The organism is Micromonospora sp. NBC_01392, from assembly GCF_045040125.1.
In the GTDB taxonomy this organism is placed as follows: domain Bacteria; phylum Actinomycetota; class Actinomycetes; order Mycobacteriales; family Micromonosporaceae; genus Micromonospora.
Window position 1 is genome coordinate 1,583,778 of the sequence record NZ_CP109549.1, and the last position, 14,447, is coordinate 1,598,224.

Consider the following 14,447-nt stretch of genomic DNA (forward strand, 5'->3'; position numbering starts at 1 on the left):
CTGTTAACGCCTCCGGTACAGGCGGGGCCCCTTCTCAACCCTCGGCGCGCTCGCCGCGGCGGCGGAGCATGCCGAGGCCGGGGATGCCGGCCACCGCGAGTTTCAGGTCCCGGGTGACGTCCAGCAGGTCGTGCAGGTCCGGGCCGACCCGGTCCAGCGTGGCCAGGATCGGCAGCACGTCCGAGGTGAGGTGCTCCTTCAGCTTCGGCAGCTCGTCGACGAGCCGGATCGCGGCGGTCACCTCCTCCGGGCTGAGCTGCTCGACGAAGCGGGCCGCCATCGGCGCGGCCCGGCGCAGCGTCGCCTCGTACGCGGCCAGCAGCTCGGTCGCGGTGCCGGCGGCCTGCTCGGCGGTGGCCACCGTGCCGGCGGCCCGGGTCGCCACCGTGTCCGCCTCGGCCACCACGCCGGCCGCCGCCCGCGCCACCCGATCGGCCTCGCCGACCACCGTGGCGGCGGCAGCCGAGACGCGCTCGGCCTCGCCGACCACCACCGCCGCGGCGGCGGCCACCTCGGTCGCGGTGTCGATCGCGGTGGTGGCGGCGGCGCTGATCACGGCCACCTCGCGCACCGCCCCCTCGGCGTCGGTGAGCACCCGGTCGGTGCGGTCGAGCGTGCCCTCGATCCGGTCGACCACCCCGTTGATCCGCCGGACCAGCGCCTCCACCTCGTCGAGCACGGCGAAGGCGCGGGCGGGCACGGCGGCGAACGCGGCGGCCGAGCCGAGCGCCTGGTCCAGGGCGGAGCGGGTGAGGCCGACGACGGCGCCGGGCCGGGGAAGTGGGATCGCCATGCCGACAAGTGTGCGTCGCGCCGGCCAGCGACGCTCGCCGGCCGCCGGGCGGCGTACGTGTCAGGTGGCACGCGGGCAACGAGGCATCCGGGTGCGGAAACCCGGAGCAACGCCGGCTCTCCCGCAGCGCGGGCGTGCCGCGTAGGGTGCCGGCATGCCCGCCCCCGGCCCGGCCCCGCGGCGACTCCTCGTGCTCGGCGCGCTCGCCCTGCTCGCCGTCGTGCTCGGCACGCTGCTGCTGGTCCGCGCGGACGCCGGACTGAGCACGCGGCGGGCCACCGTCACCGGGGTGCCGCTCACCGAGGTTCGCCAGTCCGGAACGAGCGGCGACCGTCGACCGGGGGTGGTGATCGCGCACGGGTTCGCCGGCTCCGCCCGGCTGATGCGCCCGCTGGCCGACTCGGTGGCCCGGCACGGCGCGGTCGCGGTGCTGCTCGACTTCGCCGGGCACGGCGCCAACCCGGCCGGGCTGCCCGGTGCGGGTCGGGACGACGAGCGGGCCCGGGCGGTTCTGCGGCACGACCTGGACGTCGCGCTGGCCTGGCTGCGGAGCCGGCCGGACGTCGACCCGGACCGGATCGTCCTGGTCGGCCACTCGATGGGCGCCGGGGCGGTCACCCGATACGCGGTCGACCACCCGGAGATCACCCGGACCGTGGCGATCTCGCTGCCCGACGCGAACGACGTGCCGCCCGGCTGGGCGGGCCGCCTCACGGTGGTGGTGGGCGGGCTGGAGTTTCCCGACTTCCGCCGGGCGGCCGAGGCGGCGGTGGCCGGCGGGCCACCGGGGGCGCGGGCGCGGGTGGTGGCACCCGGCACCGAGCACATCTCGGTGCTCTTCGCGCCGCGTACCCACGCCGCGACGCTGGCCGCGATCCCGGGTCGCCCCGGCGGTCCGCCGCCGGCCCCGCTGACCCGCCTGGCCGGCGGCGGGCTGCTTCTGCTCGGCCTGGGCCTCGGCTTCGTACCGCTGGCCTCGCTGCTGCTGCGCGGCCCGTCGCCCGCCGCGTCGCCCGGCGGACCACGCTCCCGGCCGGGTCGGTGGCTCGCGGTGGCGGTGCCGGCGGCCGGGCTCGGCGCGGTCCTCGCCGCGCCGCTGCCGACCGACCGGCTGTCGCTCGCGGTCGGCGGGCACGTGGCCGTGTTCCTGCTGCTCACCGGCGTGCTGCTGGTCGCGGCGCACCTGAGGTTCCGGCCCCGTCGGCCGCCGGCCGGCCACGCCCGCCGGCCGACGCGCGCCGCCGGAGTGGCGGCGGTGCTTCTCGGGTACGCGGTGCTCGCCGTCGCGTTGCCGCTGCACCTGGGGTTCACGTCGACGGCACCGGTCGGCGCCCGCTGGTGGCTGCTGCCCCTGGTGACGCTCTGTTGCCTGGCCTTCCTGCTCGGCGCCGAGCTGGTCACCGAGGGTCGGGGCGTGGCCTACGCGGCGGTCGGCGGGCTCGCGGTGGTGGTCCTGGCCGCAGCGGCGGTGACCGGCCTGGCGCCCGGGTTCGTGCTGCTGGTGGTGCCGCTCTTCGCGGCGCTGGTGGCCTGGCAGGCGGCGTGGGCCGGGGTGCTGCGCCGGCGCGACGCGCCGTGGTGGCTGCCGGCGGCGGTCGGTGCGGTGGTGCTCGCCTGGCCGATCGCCACCACGCTGCCGCTGACCTGAGCCGGGACGGGGATCAGCGCGTCGGCCGGGCCACCCGCAGCGCCCACCAGATCAGCGGCGCCTGCATCGGCACCCGGCCGTAGGCGATCGCCCGCCTCACCGGCCGTCGCCGTCGCCAGTCCCAGGCCATCTGCGCGTTGGCCGGCAGCACCGCGACGAACAACGCCGCCGCGGCCAGCCCACCCCGTCGTCGGGTCGCCGGATGCGCCACCGCCGCCGCCACGGCCAGCTCCGCGACCCCCGAGGCGTACGTCCAGAAGCGGGCCGGCCCGGGCAGGACGCGCGGCACGATCGGGTCGTAGAAACCGGGGCGGGCGAAGTGGGTGACGCCCGCGGCGGCGAGCAGCCCGGCGAGCGCGACGGCCTCGCCACGACGGTGGGTCATCGTCGGTCTCCCTGCTGTTCGACGGCGCGCTGCACGGCCCGGTAGATCTGCCCGAACCGTAGCGCGTCGGGCGTACGGACCAGCATCGTCTCCCGCCCGTGCACCTGCACCCACAGCTCGTGCACCCGGTTGCCCCGCTCGTAGGAGCGGTCCAGCCAACCCAGCGGCACCTCCAGGAACGGGGTGAGCACGAGCCCCAGCACGACGAACGCGGCCAGGATGATCAGGGCGAGCTTCCAGTCGCCCCGGTCCTGCGCGCCCCAGGCCAGCGACAGCACGCAGACCAACGCCACCAGCGGCGGCAGCGACAGCAGCAGGACCAGCACGCCCCGGCCCAGGACCCGGCCCCGGACCGCCATCGTGGTGGTGCCGCGGGCGTGCCAGACGTACGTGATGTCGGCGAGCGCGACGACCTGCCCGCCGGCGTGGATGGTCTGCGAGGTGACCTGTACCGCGTCGTCCCGGTAATAGAGGGTCATAAATCAGCGTAACCACTGGCGGTGCGCGGGCGGAATCTGTGGGTAGCGTGGTCGGCATGGCGGACGGGGACGAGCGGGCGCGCAACGTCGAGGTGGTCCGGCGTTACCTGCGGACGTTCGTCACCAAGGACCTGGCCGAGCTGGCCGAGGTGGTCGACGAGGACGTGGCGGTCTACGGCTCCGGCGTGGCGGTACGCGGCCGGCGGTGGCCCGAGGCGGCTGTCTCCTCGCCCGGCCTGACCGTGCTCGACCAGGAGATCGTGGAGATCTTCGCGGCCGAGGACCGGGTGGTGGTGTCGATCGCGCAGACCTACCGGCGGGACGCGACCGGGGCGACCACGGTGCAGAGCGCCTGCAAGATGTACCGGTTGGCCGGCGGCCGGATCGTCGAGTTCTGGGGCGAGCAGGACACCTACGGCCTGCTGCGCGGGCTGGGCCTGGTGCCGGACGACCCGATCACGTTCTGAGCGGCGCCGGCACCGGGACCGGCACCGGGACCGGCACCGGGACCGGGACCGGGACCCGAGGGCACGCGCTCCATGGCCCGCTGCACCGCCCGGTAGATCTGGCCGAAGCGCAGCGCGTCGCCGGTGTGCAGCAGCCGCACCGGCCGGCCCCGCCAGGTGGCCCACATCTCCAGCTCGCGGCTGCCCCGCACGTACGAGCGGTCCAGGTGTTCGAAGAGCACGTCGGCGAGCGGCCCGACCGCGAGGCCGACCAGCACGGAGGCCCCGACGATGGCGATGGTGACGGTGAGCGAGCGGTGCAGCCAGACCGCCAGCGCGATGCCCAGCAGCGCGGCCACCAGCGGCCCGGCGAGCGCCGCGCCGATCGCGCCGCGCCCGGCCAGCACCCGCCAGGAGCGGCTGCCCCGGCGGTGCCACACCATGGTCAGCTCGGCCAGCGGGTAGCTGTGCTCGTCCACCCGCAGCGCGGTGGACGTGACCCGGACCGACCGGTCGTCGTAGTAGGTGGTCATGGCGTCACTCCCGGTGTCCGGCGGCTACCGCACTGTCTACCCCAACGACGTGGGTCGTAAGGTTGGCACGCTACTTCGACGAGGAAGTGAGGGCGGCGTGGGCGAGTTCGTCAGGCTGGAAGTGAAGGACGGCATCGGGACCATCCGGCTGGAGCGGCCGCCGATGAACGCGCTCAACACGCAGGTGCAGGAGGAGTTGCGCGCCGCCGCCACGGCGGCCACCGCCGACGCCGAGGTCCGCGCCGTCATCGTGTACGGCGGCGAGAAGGTCTTCGCGGCCGGCGCGGACATCAAGGAGATGGCCGACATGTCCTACGTGGACATGGCGGAGCGGGCGGCCGACCTGTCCAGCGCGCTGGGCGCGATCGCGCGCATCCCCAAGCCGGTGGTCGCCGCGATCACCGGGTACGCGCTCGGCGGCGGGTGCGAGCTGGCGCTGGCCTGCGACTGGCGGATCGTGGCCGCCGACGCCAAGCTCGGCCAGCCGGAGATCAAGCTCGGCATCATTCCGGGCGCCGGTGGCACCCAGCGGCTGGCCCGGTTGGTCGGCCCGGCCCGCGCCAAGGATCTGATCATGACGGGCCGGATGGTCGACGCCGACGAGGCGCTGCGCATCGGCCTGGCCGACCGGGTGGTGCCGGCCGCCGAGGTGTACGACGCCGCGGTGGCGTACGTGAAGCCGTTCCTGACCGGGCCGGTGCAGGCGCTGCGGGCGGCGAAGGCGGCGGTCGACGGCGGTCTGGACATGGACCTTACCTCCGGTCTGGCCTGGGAGAGCCAGCTCTTCGCGGCGCTGTTCGCCACCGACGACCGGCGCGAGGGCATGGCCGCGTTCGTGGAGAAGCGCAAGCCGGGCTTCACCGGCCGCTGACGCGAGGGTTGTTCACATTCGGTCTACCGGCCAGTAGCGTGTGACTCCGGTCGCGCGACGAAGGGGAGTGGCATGACGGAACGCCTCGAGGGGCACGGTGGCGAACTGGCGCTGGCGGCGCTGCGGGCGCACGGCGTACGGGAGATGTTCACGCTCTCCGGCGGACACGTCTTCCCGCTCTACGACGCCGCGCACAAGACCGGCTTCCCGCTCTACGACGTGCGGCACGAGCAGTCCGCCGTGTTCGCCGCCGAGGCGGTGGCCAAGCTCCAGCGCCGTCCCGGCCTGGCCGTGCTCACCGCCGGCCCCGGCGTCACCAACGGCGTCTCCGGCCTGACCAGCGCGTTCTTCAACGCCTCGCCGGTGCTGGTGCTGGGCGGGCGCGCGCCGCAGTTCCGCTGGGGCTCCGGCAGCCTCCAGGAGATGGACCACCTCCCGCTTGTCGCGCCGGTGACCAAGCACGCCGAGACGGTGTTCAGCGCCGACGACATCCCGCGCGCGGTGTCGGCGGCGCTGACCACCGCGCTCACCCCGCACCGGGGCCCGGTCTTCCTGGACTTCCCGCTGGAGGCGGTCTTCTCGGTCGGCGACGCCGACCTGCCGGCGGTCACCCCGCCCGCACCGATCGAGCCGGACCCGGACGAGGTGGCGAAGGCGGCCGGCCTGATCGCCGGCGCGTCCCGCCCGGTGATCATCGCCGGCTCCGACGTGTACGCCGGCGACGCGGTCGACGCGCTGCGCGCCGCCGCCGAGGCGTTGCGGGTGCCGGTGTTCACCAACGGGATGGGCCGGGGCGCGCTGCCGCCGTCCCACCCGCTGGCGTTCGCCAAGGCCCGCCGGGTCGCGCTGAAGGGCGCCGACGTGGTCGTGGTCATCGGCACGCCGCTGGACTTCCGGCTCTCCTTCGGCGACTTCGGCGACGCCACTGTGGTGCACGTGGTGGACGCGCCCAGCCAGCGCGCCGGGCACGTGCAGCCGGCCGCCGCGCCCGCCGGTGACCTGCGGCTGATCCTCGGCGGGTTCGCCGAGCACAGCGGCGACCGGGCCGACCACGCCGACTGGATCGCCGAGCTGCGTACCGCCGAGGACGCGGCGAAGGCCCGTGACGCCGAGGAGATGGGCGCCGAGACCGACCCGATCCGGCCGGCCCGGGTCTACGGCGAGCTGCGCAAGGTGCTCGCCCCGGACGCCATCACCATCGGCGACGGCGGCGACTTCGTCTCGTACGCCGGGAAGTACCTGGAACCCGCGCAGCCCGGCACCTGGCTCGACCCCGGCCCGTACGGCTGCCTCGGCACCGGCCTGGGCTACGCGATGGGCGCCCGGGTCAGCCACCCGGACCGGCAGATCTGCGTGCTGATGGGCGACGGCGCGGCCGGCTTCTCGCTGATGGACGTGGAGTCGCTGGCCCGGCAGAAGCTGCCGGTGGTGATCGTGGTCGGCAACAACGGCATCTGGGGGCTGGAGAAGCACCCGATGCGCGCCATGTACGGCTACGACGTCGCCGCCGACCTCCAGCCCGGCCTGCGCTACGACAAGGTGGTCGAGGCGCTCGGCGGCGCGGGCGAGACGGTGGAGAAGGCCGCCGACCTCGGCCCGGCGCTGGGTCGCGCGTTCGACGCCGGCGTGCCGTACCTGGTCAACGTGCTGACCGACCCGGCGGACGCGTACCCCCGCTCGTCGAACCTGGCCTGACCACGACCGTGACCGCCGCCGCCGGGTGACCGGCGGCGGCGCGTGGTGTGTCAGACCTCCGGGCGGTCCCGGTCGTCGGGGCGGTCCCGCAGCTCCGCCTCGCGGCGACGCAGGTCCTCCTCCCAGCGGCGGAGGCGTTCCTGGTCCTCGTCGCGGGAGCGCTTGTCGAGCGAGGCGAGGAAGTCGGGGTCGTCGTCCGGGGCGAGCGGCCCGCGGACCGGCGCGGCGGGTCCCCCGAACCCGGTGCCGCCGGCCGGGCCGGTCGGGCGCTCGCGACCGGCCACGAACCAGGCGATCGAGCCGACCACCGGGAAGAACAGGATGACCAGCACCCAGATCATCCGGGGCAGAGCCTTGACCTGGCCGTCCTCGGCGGAGAGGCAGCTGATCAGCGCGCAGACGGCGAGCACGACCTGGACCAGGAAGAGCAGTACGTAGAGGCGGGCCATGCCCCATGATGGCCCACCCGACGGGGTCAGTGCACCCGGCCCAGCACGTGCGCCACGCCGAGCAGGGCCAGCGCGGCGGCGCCGAGCGCGGTCAGCGGCATGGACAGGCGGCTGAGCCGGCGCGGGCCGGTGCCGGTGGCGCGCCGCCAGTCGACCACCAGCACGGCCAGCCAGACCGCGACCGCCGCCCCGGCCGGCACCGCGTCCCGGACGCGGCCGGTGAACGCCGGCCGGAGCTGGAGCAGCAGCACGACGGTCAGCGTGAGCAGCGTCCGCCGCCAGGCCAGCCGGGTGCGTTCGACAGGGAGACCGGCGTCGGTCATCGGGCTCCTCGGAGCAGTACGGCCCCCACCAGCAGCAGCGCGCCGACCGCGACGATCAGCGCCAGCACGGCGGGGAAGCGGGACGCCGGCAGTTCCTCACCCAGCCGGATGGCGCGTTCGGTGCGGGCCCAGTGGTCCACCGCCCGGATCGACACGGTGGCGCCGAGCAGCAGCAGCCCGACGGCGAGCACCTCGCGCAGGTGGGCCAGCGGGAGCGGCGGGAGGAACTGCGCGGCGGCCAGCCCGCCCGCGACCAGCGCCAGCCCGGTCCGCAGCCAGGCCAGGAACGTCCGTTCGTTGGCCAGCGAGAAGCGGTAGTCCGGCGTGCTGCCGACCGAACGCAGCTCCCGCGGGTCGAACCAGCGCTTGATCGACTCCCACACGGCACCGATTATCCGCTTTGCCACCGGCCTAGCCTGAGGGGATGACCGATCTTGACGCGCGCGCCCTGCGCGACGCCTACGACACGCAGGTCCGTCCGGAGCTGCCGGACCCGGTGCCCGCCGGGGTGACCATCGAGCGGGACGGTCCGCTGTTCCGCGTGCTCGGGCTGGACCAGCGTGGCTTCCTCACCTACCGGACGCTCGACGGCCTGGCCGGCGCCGAACTGGACGCGTTGATCGCCCGGCAGGTCGAGGTCTTCCGGGCCCGCGGCGAGGCGGTCGAGTGGAAGCTCGCCGGCCACGACGAGCCGGCCGACCTGGGCGACCGGTTGCGCGCCGCCGGCTTCGTCCCGGAGGACGAGGAGACCGTCGTGGTCGGCCCGGTGGCGCCGCTCGCCGCCGCCGTCCCGGTCCTCCCCGAGGGGGTACGCCTGCGCGAGGTCACCGGTCACGCCGACCTGGAGCGGATCGCCGCCATGGAGGAGGAGGTCTGGCACGACGACCGCGGTCACCTGGTGCACGGGCTGGCCCGGGAGATCGAGGCGGACCCGCAGTCGATCACGATCGTGGTGGCGGAGGCGGGGGAGACGGTGATCAGCGCCGGCTGGATCCGCTACCAGGCCGGTACCGGGTTCGCCAGTCTCTGGGGCGGCTCGACGCTGCCCCGGTGGCGTCGGAAGGGCGTGTACCGGGCGCTGGTGGCGTACCGGGCGCGGCTGGCGCAGCAGCGCGGCCGGACGTTGGTGCAGGTGGACTGCTCGCCGGACAGCCGGCCCATCCTGGAGCGGCTGGGGCTCGTTGCGGTCACCACCACCACGCCGTACGTCTACACTCCGTGATCATGGACCGGTTGACGGAGGACGAGCAGCTCACCCTGAAGACCGGCGCGTTCGGGGCGGTGTTCCTGGTCTCCAACGCGGTGCCCGGGGTGCTGGCCATGGTGCGCGAGAGCATCGCCGCCTCCGGTGCGCTGGCCGACGTCGGTGGCGTGGTCAAGGAGGCGCTCACCACCGGCCCGCTGCCGCAGTTGCCCCGCGACTCCGCGCTGGAGATCGAGTCGGTGGTGCTGCCCGCGCTGGGTCGGGCGGTGGAGATCCTGCGGGCCAAGTCGCCGGGCGACGTCGAGGCGTACCGGTCGGTGGTGCTGGCGGCGGCGGACCAGGTGGCGGCGGCGCACCGGGGCGTGGCGCCGGCCGAGGCGGCGGCCATCGACAAGATCCGGGTGGCGCTGACCGAGGTGGCGTGACCACCACAGGTTACGGTGAGTTGCGTCACTCCGGGCTCCCGGGGAGTCGATGCTACTTGCGGGTAACATTGCCCCGTGGGCAAGTGCACAGCGGCCTGCGGTTGACCGAGCGTTAAGTCACGCGGCAGGCTGCGCCCGTGACCGGGCGAGTGATCGCTACACCAAACAGGAGGGTCGTCGAAGCGCGATGAACATCGTCGTACTCGTCAAGCAGGTGCCCGATTCGGGCGCGGACCGCAACCTGCGTCCTGACGACAACACCGTCGACCGCGGCTCGGCGAACAACGTCATCAACGAGATGGACGAGTACGCCATCGAAGAGGCGTTGAAGATCAAGGAAGCGCACGGCGGTGAGGTCACCATCCTGACCATGGGTCCGGACCGGGCGACCGAGTCGATCCGCAAGGCGCTCTCCATGGGGCCGGACAAGGCCGTCCACGTCGTCGACGACGCGCTGCACGGCTCCTGCGCGGTGGCCACCTCGAAGGTGCTCGCCGCCGCCCTCGGGCAGCTCAACGCCGACCTGGTCATCTGCGGCGCCGAGTCCACCGACGGTCGGGTGCAGGTCATGCCGCACATGATCGCCGAGCGGCTGGGCGTGGCCGCCCTGACCGGCGCGCGCAAGCTCACCGTCGACGGCTCGACGCTGACCGCCGAGCGGCAGACCGAGGAGGGCTACGAGGTGGTCACCGCCTCGACGCCGGCCGTGGTCTCCGTCTGGGACACCATCAACGAGCCGCGCTACCCGTCCTTCAAGGGCATCATGGCCGCGAAGAAGAAGCCGGTGCAGACGCTCTCCCTGGGCGACCTGGGCGTGGCCCCGGCCGAGGTGGGCTTCGACGGCGCCACCAGCGCCGTGCTGGAGCACACCAAGCGCCCGCCGCGCTCCGGCGGCGAGAAGATCACCGACGAGGGCGAGGGCGGCGTCAAGCTGGTCGAGTTCCTCGCCACCGAGAAGTTCGTGTGAGAGGTCTGGACATGTCTGAGGTTCTCGTCGTCGTCGAAGCCACGAAGGAATTCGGCGTCAAGAAGGTCACCCTGGAGATGCTCACCCTCGCCCGCGAGCTGGGCACCCCGAGCGCGGTCGTGCTCGGTGGCGCCGGCGCCGCCGAGGCGCTGAGCGCCAAGCTGGGCGAGTACGGCGCGGAGAAGATCTACGCCGCCGAGGGCGAGGAGATCGACGGCTACCTGGTGGCCCCGAAGGCCACCGTGGTCGCCGAGCTGGTCAAGCGGGTGCAGCCGGTCGCCGTGCTGCTCGCCTCGTCGCAGGAGGGCAAGGAGATCGCCGCCCGCCTGGCGGTCAAGTTGGACAACGGCATCCTGACCGACGTGGTCGCCCTGGCCGCCGACGGCACCGCCACCCAGGTCGCGTTCGCCGGCTCCACCATCGTCAAGTCCAAGGTCACCAAGGGCCTGCCGCTGGTCACCGTCCGGCCGAACTCGCTCAACCCGACCCCGGCCGCGGCCACCCCGGCCGTCGAGCAGCTCACTGTGTCGGTCACCGACGCGGACAAGCTGGCCAAGGTCGTCGAGCGGGTCGCCGAGCAGAAGGGCTCCCGCCCCGAGCTGACCGAGGCGTCGATCGTCGTCTCCGGCGGTCGCGGGGTCGGCAACGCCGACAACTTCAAGCTGGTGGAGGAGTTGGCCGACCTGCTCGGCGGCGCGGTCGGCGCGTCCCGCGCGGCGGTCGACTCCGGCTTCTACCCGCACCAGTTCCAGGTCGGCCAGACCGGCAAGACGGTCTCCCCGCAGCTCTACGTCGCGCTCGGCATCTCCGGCGCGATCCAGCACCGGGCCGGCATGCAGACGTCGAAGACCATCGTCGCGGTGAACAAGGACGGCGAGGCGCCGATCTTCGAGCTGGCCGACTACGGCGTGGTCGGCGACCTGTTCAAGATCGTCCCGCAGGCCGCCGAGGAGATCCGCAAGCGCAAGTGACCCCACGGTCGTGAGCGAAGGCCGCCGCCCGGATCACCGGGCGGCGGCCTTTTCTCGTAGGGAGCTGATCGGCGGGCCGGGGAGCTGAGCCGGCCCGCCGATCAGCCCGTCAGGGTGCCCCTCAACAGGCTGTCGCCGGAGTGGCGGGTGTTGTTGTCGTACTGCTCGGCGCTGATGTCGACGACGGTGAAGGTGCTCAGGTCGACGTTGCGGGGGATCGGCAGCAACGCGTCCCCCGACCCGTTGCTCAACGTGCCCACCGAGAACATCTCCATCGTCTTCGGATCGATCAGCCAGACCTCGTAGTACCCCGGAACGCTCGGGAGATTCGCCACGTGCAGATGCAATTGATTGTCCCCGAGCACCCGGGCGTCGCCCGAGGCGTCCTTCGGCGTCGCGCCGAACGCGGCCAGCGGCGCACTGGCCAACACCGTCGGCTGCGGCGCCGGATCGTCACCGCCGGTGCCGAGCACCGCGACGGTGCCCGCGACACCGATCACCGCGGCGGCGGTGGCGGTGACCGCGGTGCTCGCCCACCTCGGCCAGCGGCGGCCACGGCGTGGGCGGACGACGGTCGTCGACCGGTCGCCGACGGCGGCCGGATCGCCGGTACGCGCCGGCCGGCGGCCGTTCAACGTGGGCAGTTCCTCGGCGGCCCGGATCTCGGCGACGATGCCCTGCCAGACGTGCTCCGGCGGATCGGGCAGCTCGGTCAGGCCCTGGGTGCCGGCGCCGAGCCCGGCGACGTGCCGGAGCGTCTCCAACTCGCCCCGGCAGTGCCCGCACGCGACGAGGTGGGTGGATTCTCCGTCGGCCGCCTCACTCTCACCGAGCGCCAGAAAGACCAGCCGGTCGTGGTCCAGGTGCTGCACCGTCCACCTCCCATCTGCGTTTCAGGCTCTGCATGCCGCGCCGGATGTGACTCTTGACCGTGCCGAGCGGCACTCCGGTCACGGTCGAGATCTGCTGGTGTGTCAGGTCGTCGTAGAACGCCAGCTCCAGCATCCGCCGTTGCTCGTCGGGGAGCCGGGCCAGCTCGTCGGCGACCACCAGCCGGTCGACCACCGTGTCCGGGTCGGGGCCGGTGTCCACCGGCTCGGGCAGTTGCTTCACCGTCTCGACCACCCGGGTCTCCCGGGCCGCGGCGCGGATCCGGTCGACCACCTTGCGTCGCCCGATGCCGAGCAGCCAGCCGATCAGTGATCCCTTCGCCGGGTCGAACGTCTCCCGGCCGAGCCAGGCGGCGACGAACGTCGCCTGCGTCACGTCCTCGGCGTCACTGCGGTTGACCAGCGTCGTGGTGGCCAGGTGCAGCACCGCTCGGCCGTATCTGTCGTACGCCTCGCGCAGGGCAGCCTCGTCGCCGTCGCGGAACCGCGTCGCGAGATCGTCCTCGACCGGCGGCTCGGGGCCCTGCCTAGCCGCCGTCACCGGGCGGCTCGCCATCCGTGGGGCATGCCGAACTGTAACTCCCACCGCCCCCGCCCCACTCTCCCGGTGTGTCCGACACGACGCTCATCACCTCCTCCTTCGTCGCCGAGGGCCCCGACGGATGCGCCCGCGGCCGGAAAAAGAAAACGGATCCGGCGCGCATCCGGGAACGGCGGTGCCGGCGTAACCCGTTCTGCAAGCCAGGCCTGACGAATCAGCACCAACCACCAGGAGGCACTCAAATGCAGCACGCCATGTTCCGTCGGGTCGCCGCGGGCGGCGCGGTGGCCGCCCTCACCTTCGCCGGCGTCGGCGCCGCCACCATGAGCCCGGCCTACGCCGCCTCGTCGAAGGTCTCCGTGGTCCACGGCATCCCGGACACCCCGGTCGACGTCTACGTCAACGGCAAGAAGACGCTCGACAACTTCAAGCCCGGCGACGTGGCCGGCCCGCTCACCCTGCCCGAGGGCGAGTACGACATCGCCCTGACCAAGCCCGGTGAGGCGGTCGACAAGGCCATCCTGAAGGTCGACGACGCCGAGGTGCCGGGCGGGGCGAACATCAGCCTCGCCGCCCACCTGAGCGCCGACGGCAAGCCGCAGATCACCCCGTTCGTCAACGACGTGTCCAAGGTGGGCGCCGGCAAGGCCCGGCTGATCGTCCGACACACCGCCGCCGCGCCGGCGGTGGACGTGCGGGCCGGCGGCAAGCCGGTCTTCGAGGGGCTGACCAACCCGAAGGAGGCCAAGGCGGACGTGGCCGCCGGCACCGTCAAGGCGGACGTGGTGCTCGCCGGCACCGACACCGTCGCCATCGGCCCGGCCGACCTGAACCTGAAGGAGGGCACCGCCACCATCGTCTACGCGATCGGCTCCGCCGAGGCCAAGAACCTCGACCTGGTCGCGCAGACCATCAGCGGCCTGCACTCCGCGCCGGGCGGCGTGCCCAGCGGCACCGGCGGCCAGGCCGGCACCGGCGTGGACACCTGGTGGTACGTGCTGGCCGGCGCCGGCGTGCTGCTCCTGGTCGGCGGCGGCGCGCGGGTGGCCACCGCCCGGGCCGGTCGCCGGTGACGGTGCGCAACCGCGGGGCGCTGGCGGCGATGGCCGCCGGCGTCGCCGCGCTCACCGTGGCGACGCTGGTGGCGTGCGGGTCGCAGCCCGCCGAGGACGTCGGCGCCGACGAGGCGGCGGCGCTGGCCAGCGCCACCCCCAGCGCGACGCCGGCGGCGACGCCGACCGGGGACGCGTCGGTGCCGGTGAACGCCGGCACGCTGCCGGCGGACGGCAAGGCCGTGCCACCGGTACGGCTGAGCATTCCGCCGATCAAGGTCACCGCCTCGGTCAACCCGGTCGGCATCAACGAGCGCACCAACGAGTTCGAGGTGCCGCCCAGCGTGGACCAGGTCGGCTGGTACCGCTACGGCCCGGGGCTGGAGGCCGACGCCGGCTCGGTGGTCATCGCCGGGCACGTGGACAGCGCCGAGCAGGGCAAGGGGGCGTTCTTCCGGCTCCGTGAGCTGGACCGGGGGGACACCTTCACCGCCACCGGCGCGGACGGGAAGGACCGTCGCTACCGGGTGGTGGCCCGGGAGGAGTACACCAAGACGAAGATCCCGCTGGAGCGGTACTTCGCCCGCGACGGCAGCCCGCGACTCACGCTGATCACCTGCGGCGGCCCGTTCGACCCGAAGACCCGGCACTACCGCGACAACATCGTCGTCACCGCGGTTCCCGCATGAGCGTCCGGACCGCCCGTCCCGCCTCCGCACGGGACGGGCGGTCCGGCCAGCGGTGGCCCGCCCACCGGCCGTTAGGCTGAACGGTG

19 protein-coding genes are annotated in these 14,447 nt (G+C 73.9%); 10 read left to right on the top strand and 9 right to left on the bottom strand.

Annotation, left to right across the window (positions count from 1 at the left end; translation table 11 throughout):
- Positions 1–34: 34 nt before the first annotated feature.
- Positions 35–793: a hypothetical protein gene (locus OG767_RS07460; RefSeq protein WP_405092747.1), complete on the bottom strand. Its 759-nt coding sequence runs from the start codon at positions 791–793 to the stop codon at positions 35–37.
- A gap of 154 nt (positions 794–947) precedes the next feature.
- On the opposite strand from OG767_RS07460, the gene OG767_RS07465 reads away from it, so the two are divergent.
- The gene (locus OG767_RS07465) at positions 948–2,441 is read left to right on the top strand and encodes a dienelactone hydrolase family protein (RefSeq protein ID WP_405092748.1); all 1,494 of its coding nucleotides are present in this window, start codon (positions 948–950) and stop codon (positions 2,439–2,441) included.
- Positions 2,442–2,454: 13 nt separating this feature from the next.
- Here the strand turns inward: OG767_RS07465 and OG767_RS07470 are convergent, their stop codons facing one another.
- Together OG767_RS07470 and OG767_RS07475 are read right to left on the bottom strand one after the other, a co-directional pair.
- On the bottom strand, positions 2,455–2,826 hold the full coding sequence (locus tag OG767_RS07470) for a hypothetical protein (protein WP_405092749.1): 372 nt from the start codon (positions 2,824–2,826) through the stop codon (positions 2,455–2,457).
- Positions 2,823–3,305, bottom strand: a complete 483-nt coding sequence (locus OG767_RS07475; protein ID WP_405092750.1) for a DUF6232 family protein — start codon at positions 3,303–3,305, stop codon at positions 2,823–2,825. Before OG767_RS07475 ends, OG767_RS07470 begins: the two co-directional genes overlap by 4 nt.
- Before the next feature lie 56 nt (positions 3,306–3,361).
- On the opposite strand from OG767_RS07475, the gene OG767_RS07480 reads away from it, so the two are divergent.
- On the top strand, positions 3,362–3,772 hold the full coding sequence (locus OG767_RS07480; RefSeq protein ID WP_405092751.1) for a nuclear transport factor 2 family protein: 411 nt from the start codon (positions 3,362–3,364) through the stop codon (positions 3,770–3,772).
- On the opposite strand, the gene OG767_RS07485 is transcribed toward OG767_RS07480, so the two are convergent.
- Positions 3,718–4,284 carry a DUF6232 family protein gene (locus OG767_RS07485; RefSeq protein WP_405092752.1) on the bottom strand — a complete coding sequence of 189 codons (567 nt, stop codon included), beginning with the start codon at positions 4,282–4,284 and terminating at the stop codon, positions 3,718–3,720. The two genes, OG767_RS07480 and OG767_RS07485, sit on opposite strands and share 55 nt — an antisense overlap.
- Before the next feature lie 97 nt (positions 4,285–4,381).
- Here OG767_RS07485 and OG767_RS07490 point away from each other — a divergent pair, with 97 nt between their 5' ends.
- Entirely contained in the window at positions 4,382–5,155 is a 774-nt protein-coding gene (locus OG767_RS07490; protein ID WP_405092753.1) for an enoyl-CoA hydratase/isomerase family protein, read from the top strand.
- A gap of 72 nt (positions 5,156–5,227) precedes the next feature.
- Positions 5,228–6,850 carry an acetolactate synthase gene (locus OG767_RS07495; RefSeq protein ID WP_405092754.1) on the top strand — a complete coding sequence of 541 codons (1,623 nt, stop codon included), beginning with the start codon at positions 5,228–5,230 and terminating at the stop codon, positions 6,848–6,850.
- Positions 6,851–6,900: 50 nt separating this feature from the next.
- Here OG767_RS07495 and OG767_RS07500 read toward each other — a convergent pair whose 3' ends face one another.
- From OG767_RS07500 to OG767_RS07510, 3 genes are read right to left on the bottom strand one after another with little or no spacing between them, the layout of a single operon-like run.
- Complete coding sequence (locus OG767_RS07500) at positions 6,901–7,299, bottom strand: PLD nuclease N-terminal domain-containing protein (RefSeq protein ID WP_405092755.1); 399 nt, start codon at positions 7,297–7,299, stop codon at positions 6,901–6,903.
- Between the two features lie 26 nt (positions 7,300–7,325).
- A complete protein-coding gene (locus tag OG767_RS07505) occupies positions 7,326–7,622 on the bottom strand; it encodes a DUF202 domain-containing protein (protein WP_405092756.1) in 297 nt (98 codons plus the stop codon).
- A complete protein-coding gene (locus OG767_RS07510) occupies positions 7,619–8,005 on the bottom strand; it encodes a YidH family protein (protein WP_405092757.1) in 387 nt (128 codons plus the stop codon). The genes OG767_RS07505 and OG767_RS07510 overlap by 4 nt, the downstream gene beginning before the upstream one ends.
- A 41-nt stretch (positions 8,006–8,046) precedes the next feature.
- On the opposite strand from OG767_RS07510, the gene OG767_RS07515 reads away from it, so the two are divergent.
- From OG767_RS07515 to OG767_RS07530, 4 genes are all read left to right on the top strand, one after another.
- Complete coding sequence (locus tag OG767_RS07515) at positions 8,047–8,844, top strand: GNAT family N-acetyltransferase (RefSeq protein ID WP_405092758.1); 798 nt, start codon at positions 8,047–8,049, stop codon at positions 8,842–8,844.
- A gap of 2 nt (positions 8,845–8,846) precedes the next feature.
- Entirely contained in the window at positions 8,847–9,251 is a 405-nt protein-coding gene (locus OG767_RS07520; RefSeq protein ID WP_405092759.1) for a hypothetical protein, read from the top strand.
- A gap of 187 nt (positions 9,252–9,438) precedes the next feature.
- A complete protein-coding gene (locus tag OG767_RS07525) occupies positions 9,439–10,218 on the top strand; it encodes an electron transfer flavoprotein subunit beta/FixA family protein (protein WP_405092760.1) in 780 nt (259 codons plus the stop codon).
- A gap of 11 nt (positions 10,219–10,229) precedes the next feature.
- Complete coding sequence (locus OG767_RS07530) at positions 10,230–11,189, top strand: electron transfer flavoprotein subunit alpha/FixB family protein (RefSeq protein WP_405092762.1); 960 nt, start codon at positions 10,230–10,232, stop codon at positions 11,187–11,189.
- Between the two features lie 101 nt (positions 11,190–11,290).
- On the opposite strand, the gene OG767_RS07535 is transcribed toward OG767_RS07530, so the two are convergent.
- Entirely contained in the window at positions 11,291–12,061 is a 771-nt protein-coding gene (locus OG767_RS07535) for an anti-sigma factor (protein ID WP_405092763.1), read from the bottom strand.
- Positions 12,015–12,620 carry an RNA polymerase sigma factor gene (locus tag OG767_RS07540; RefSeq protein WP_281935901.1) on the bottom strand — a complete coding sequence of 202 codons (606 nt, stop codon included), beginning with the start codon at positions 12,618–12,620 and terminating at the stop codon, positions 12,015–12,017. Before OG767_RS07540 ends, OG767_RS07535 begins: the two co-directional genes overlap by 47 nt.
- Positions 12,621–12,862: 242 nt before the next feature.
- Between OG767_RS07540 and OG767_RS07545 the strand changes: the two genes are divergently transcribed.
- Together OG767_RS07545 and OG767_RS07550 are read left to right on the top strand one after the other, a co-directional pair.
- A complete protein-coding gene (locus OG767_RS07545) occupies positions 12,863–13,693 on the top strand; it encodes a DUF4397 domain-containing protein (protein ID WP_107156195.1) in 831 nt (276 codons plus the stop codon).
- Positions 13,690–14,361 (top strand): class F sortase, encoded by a 672-nt coding sequence (locus OG767_RS07550; protein ID WP_107156194.1) that lies wholly within the window; start codon positions 13,690–13,692, stop codon positions 14,359–14,361. Before OG767_RS07545 ends, OG767_RS07550 begins: the two co-directional genes overlap by 4 nt.
- Positions 14,362–14,447 lie beyond the last annotated feature (86 nt).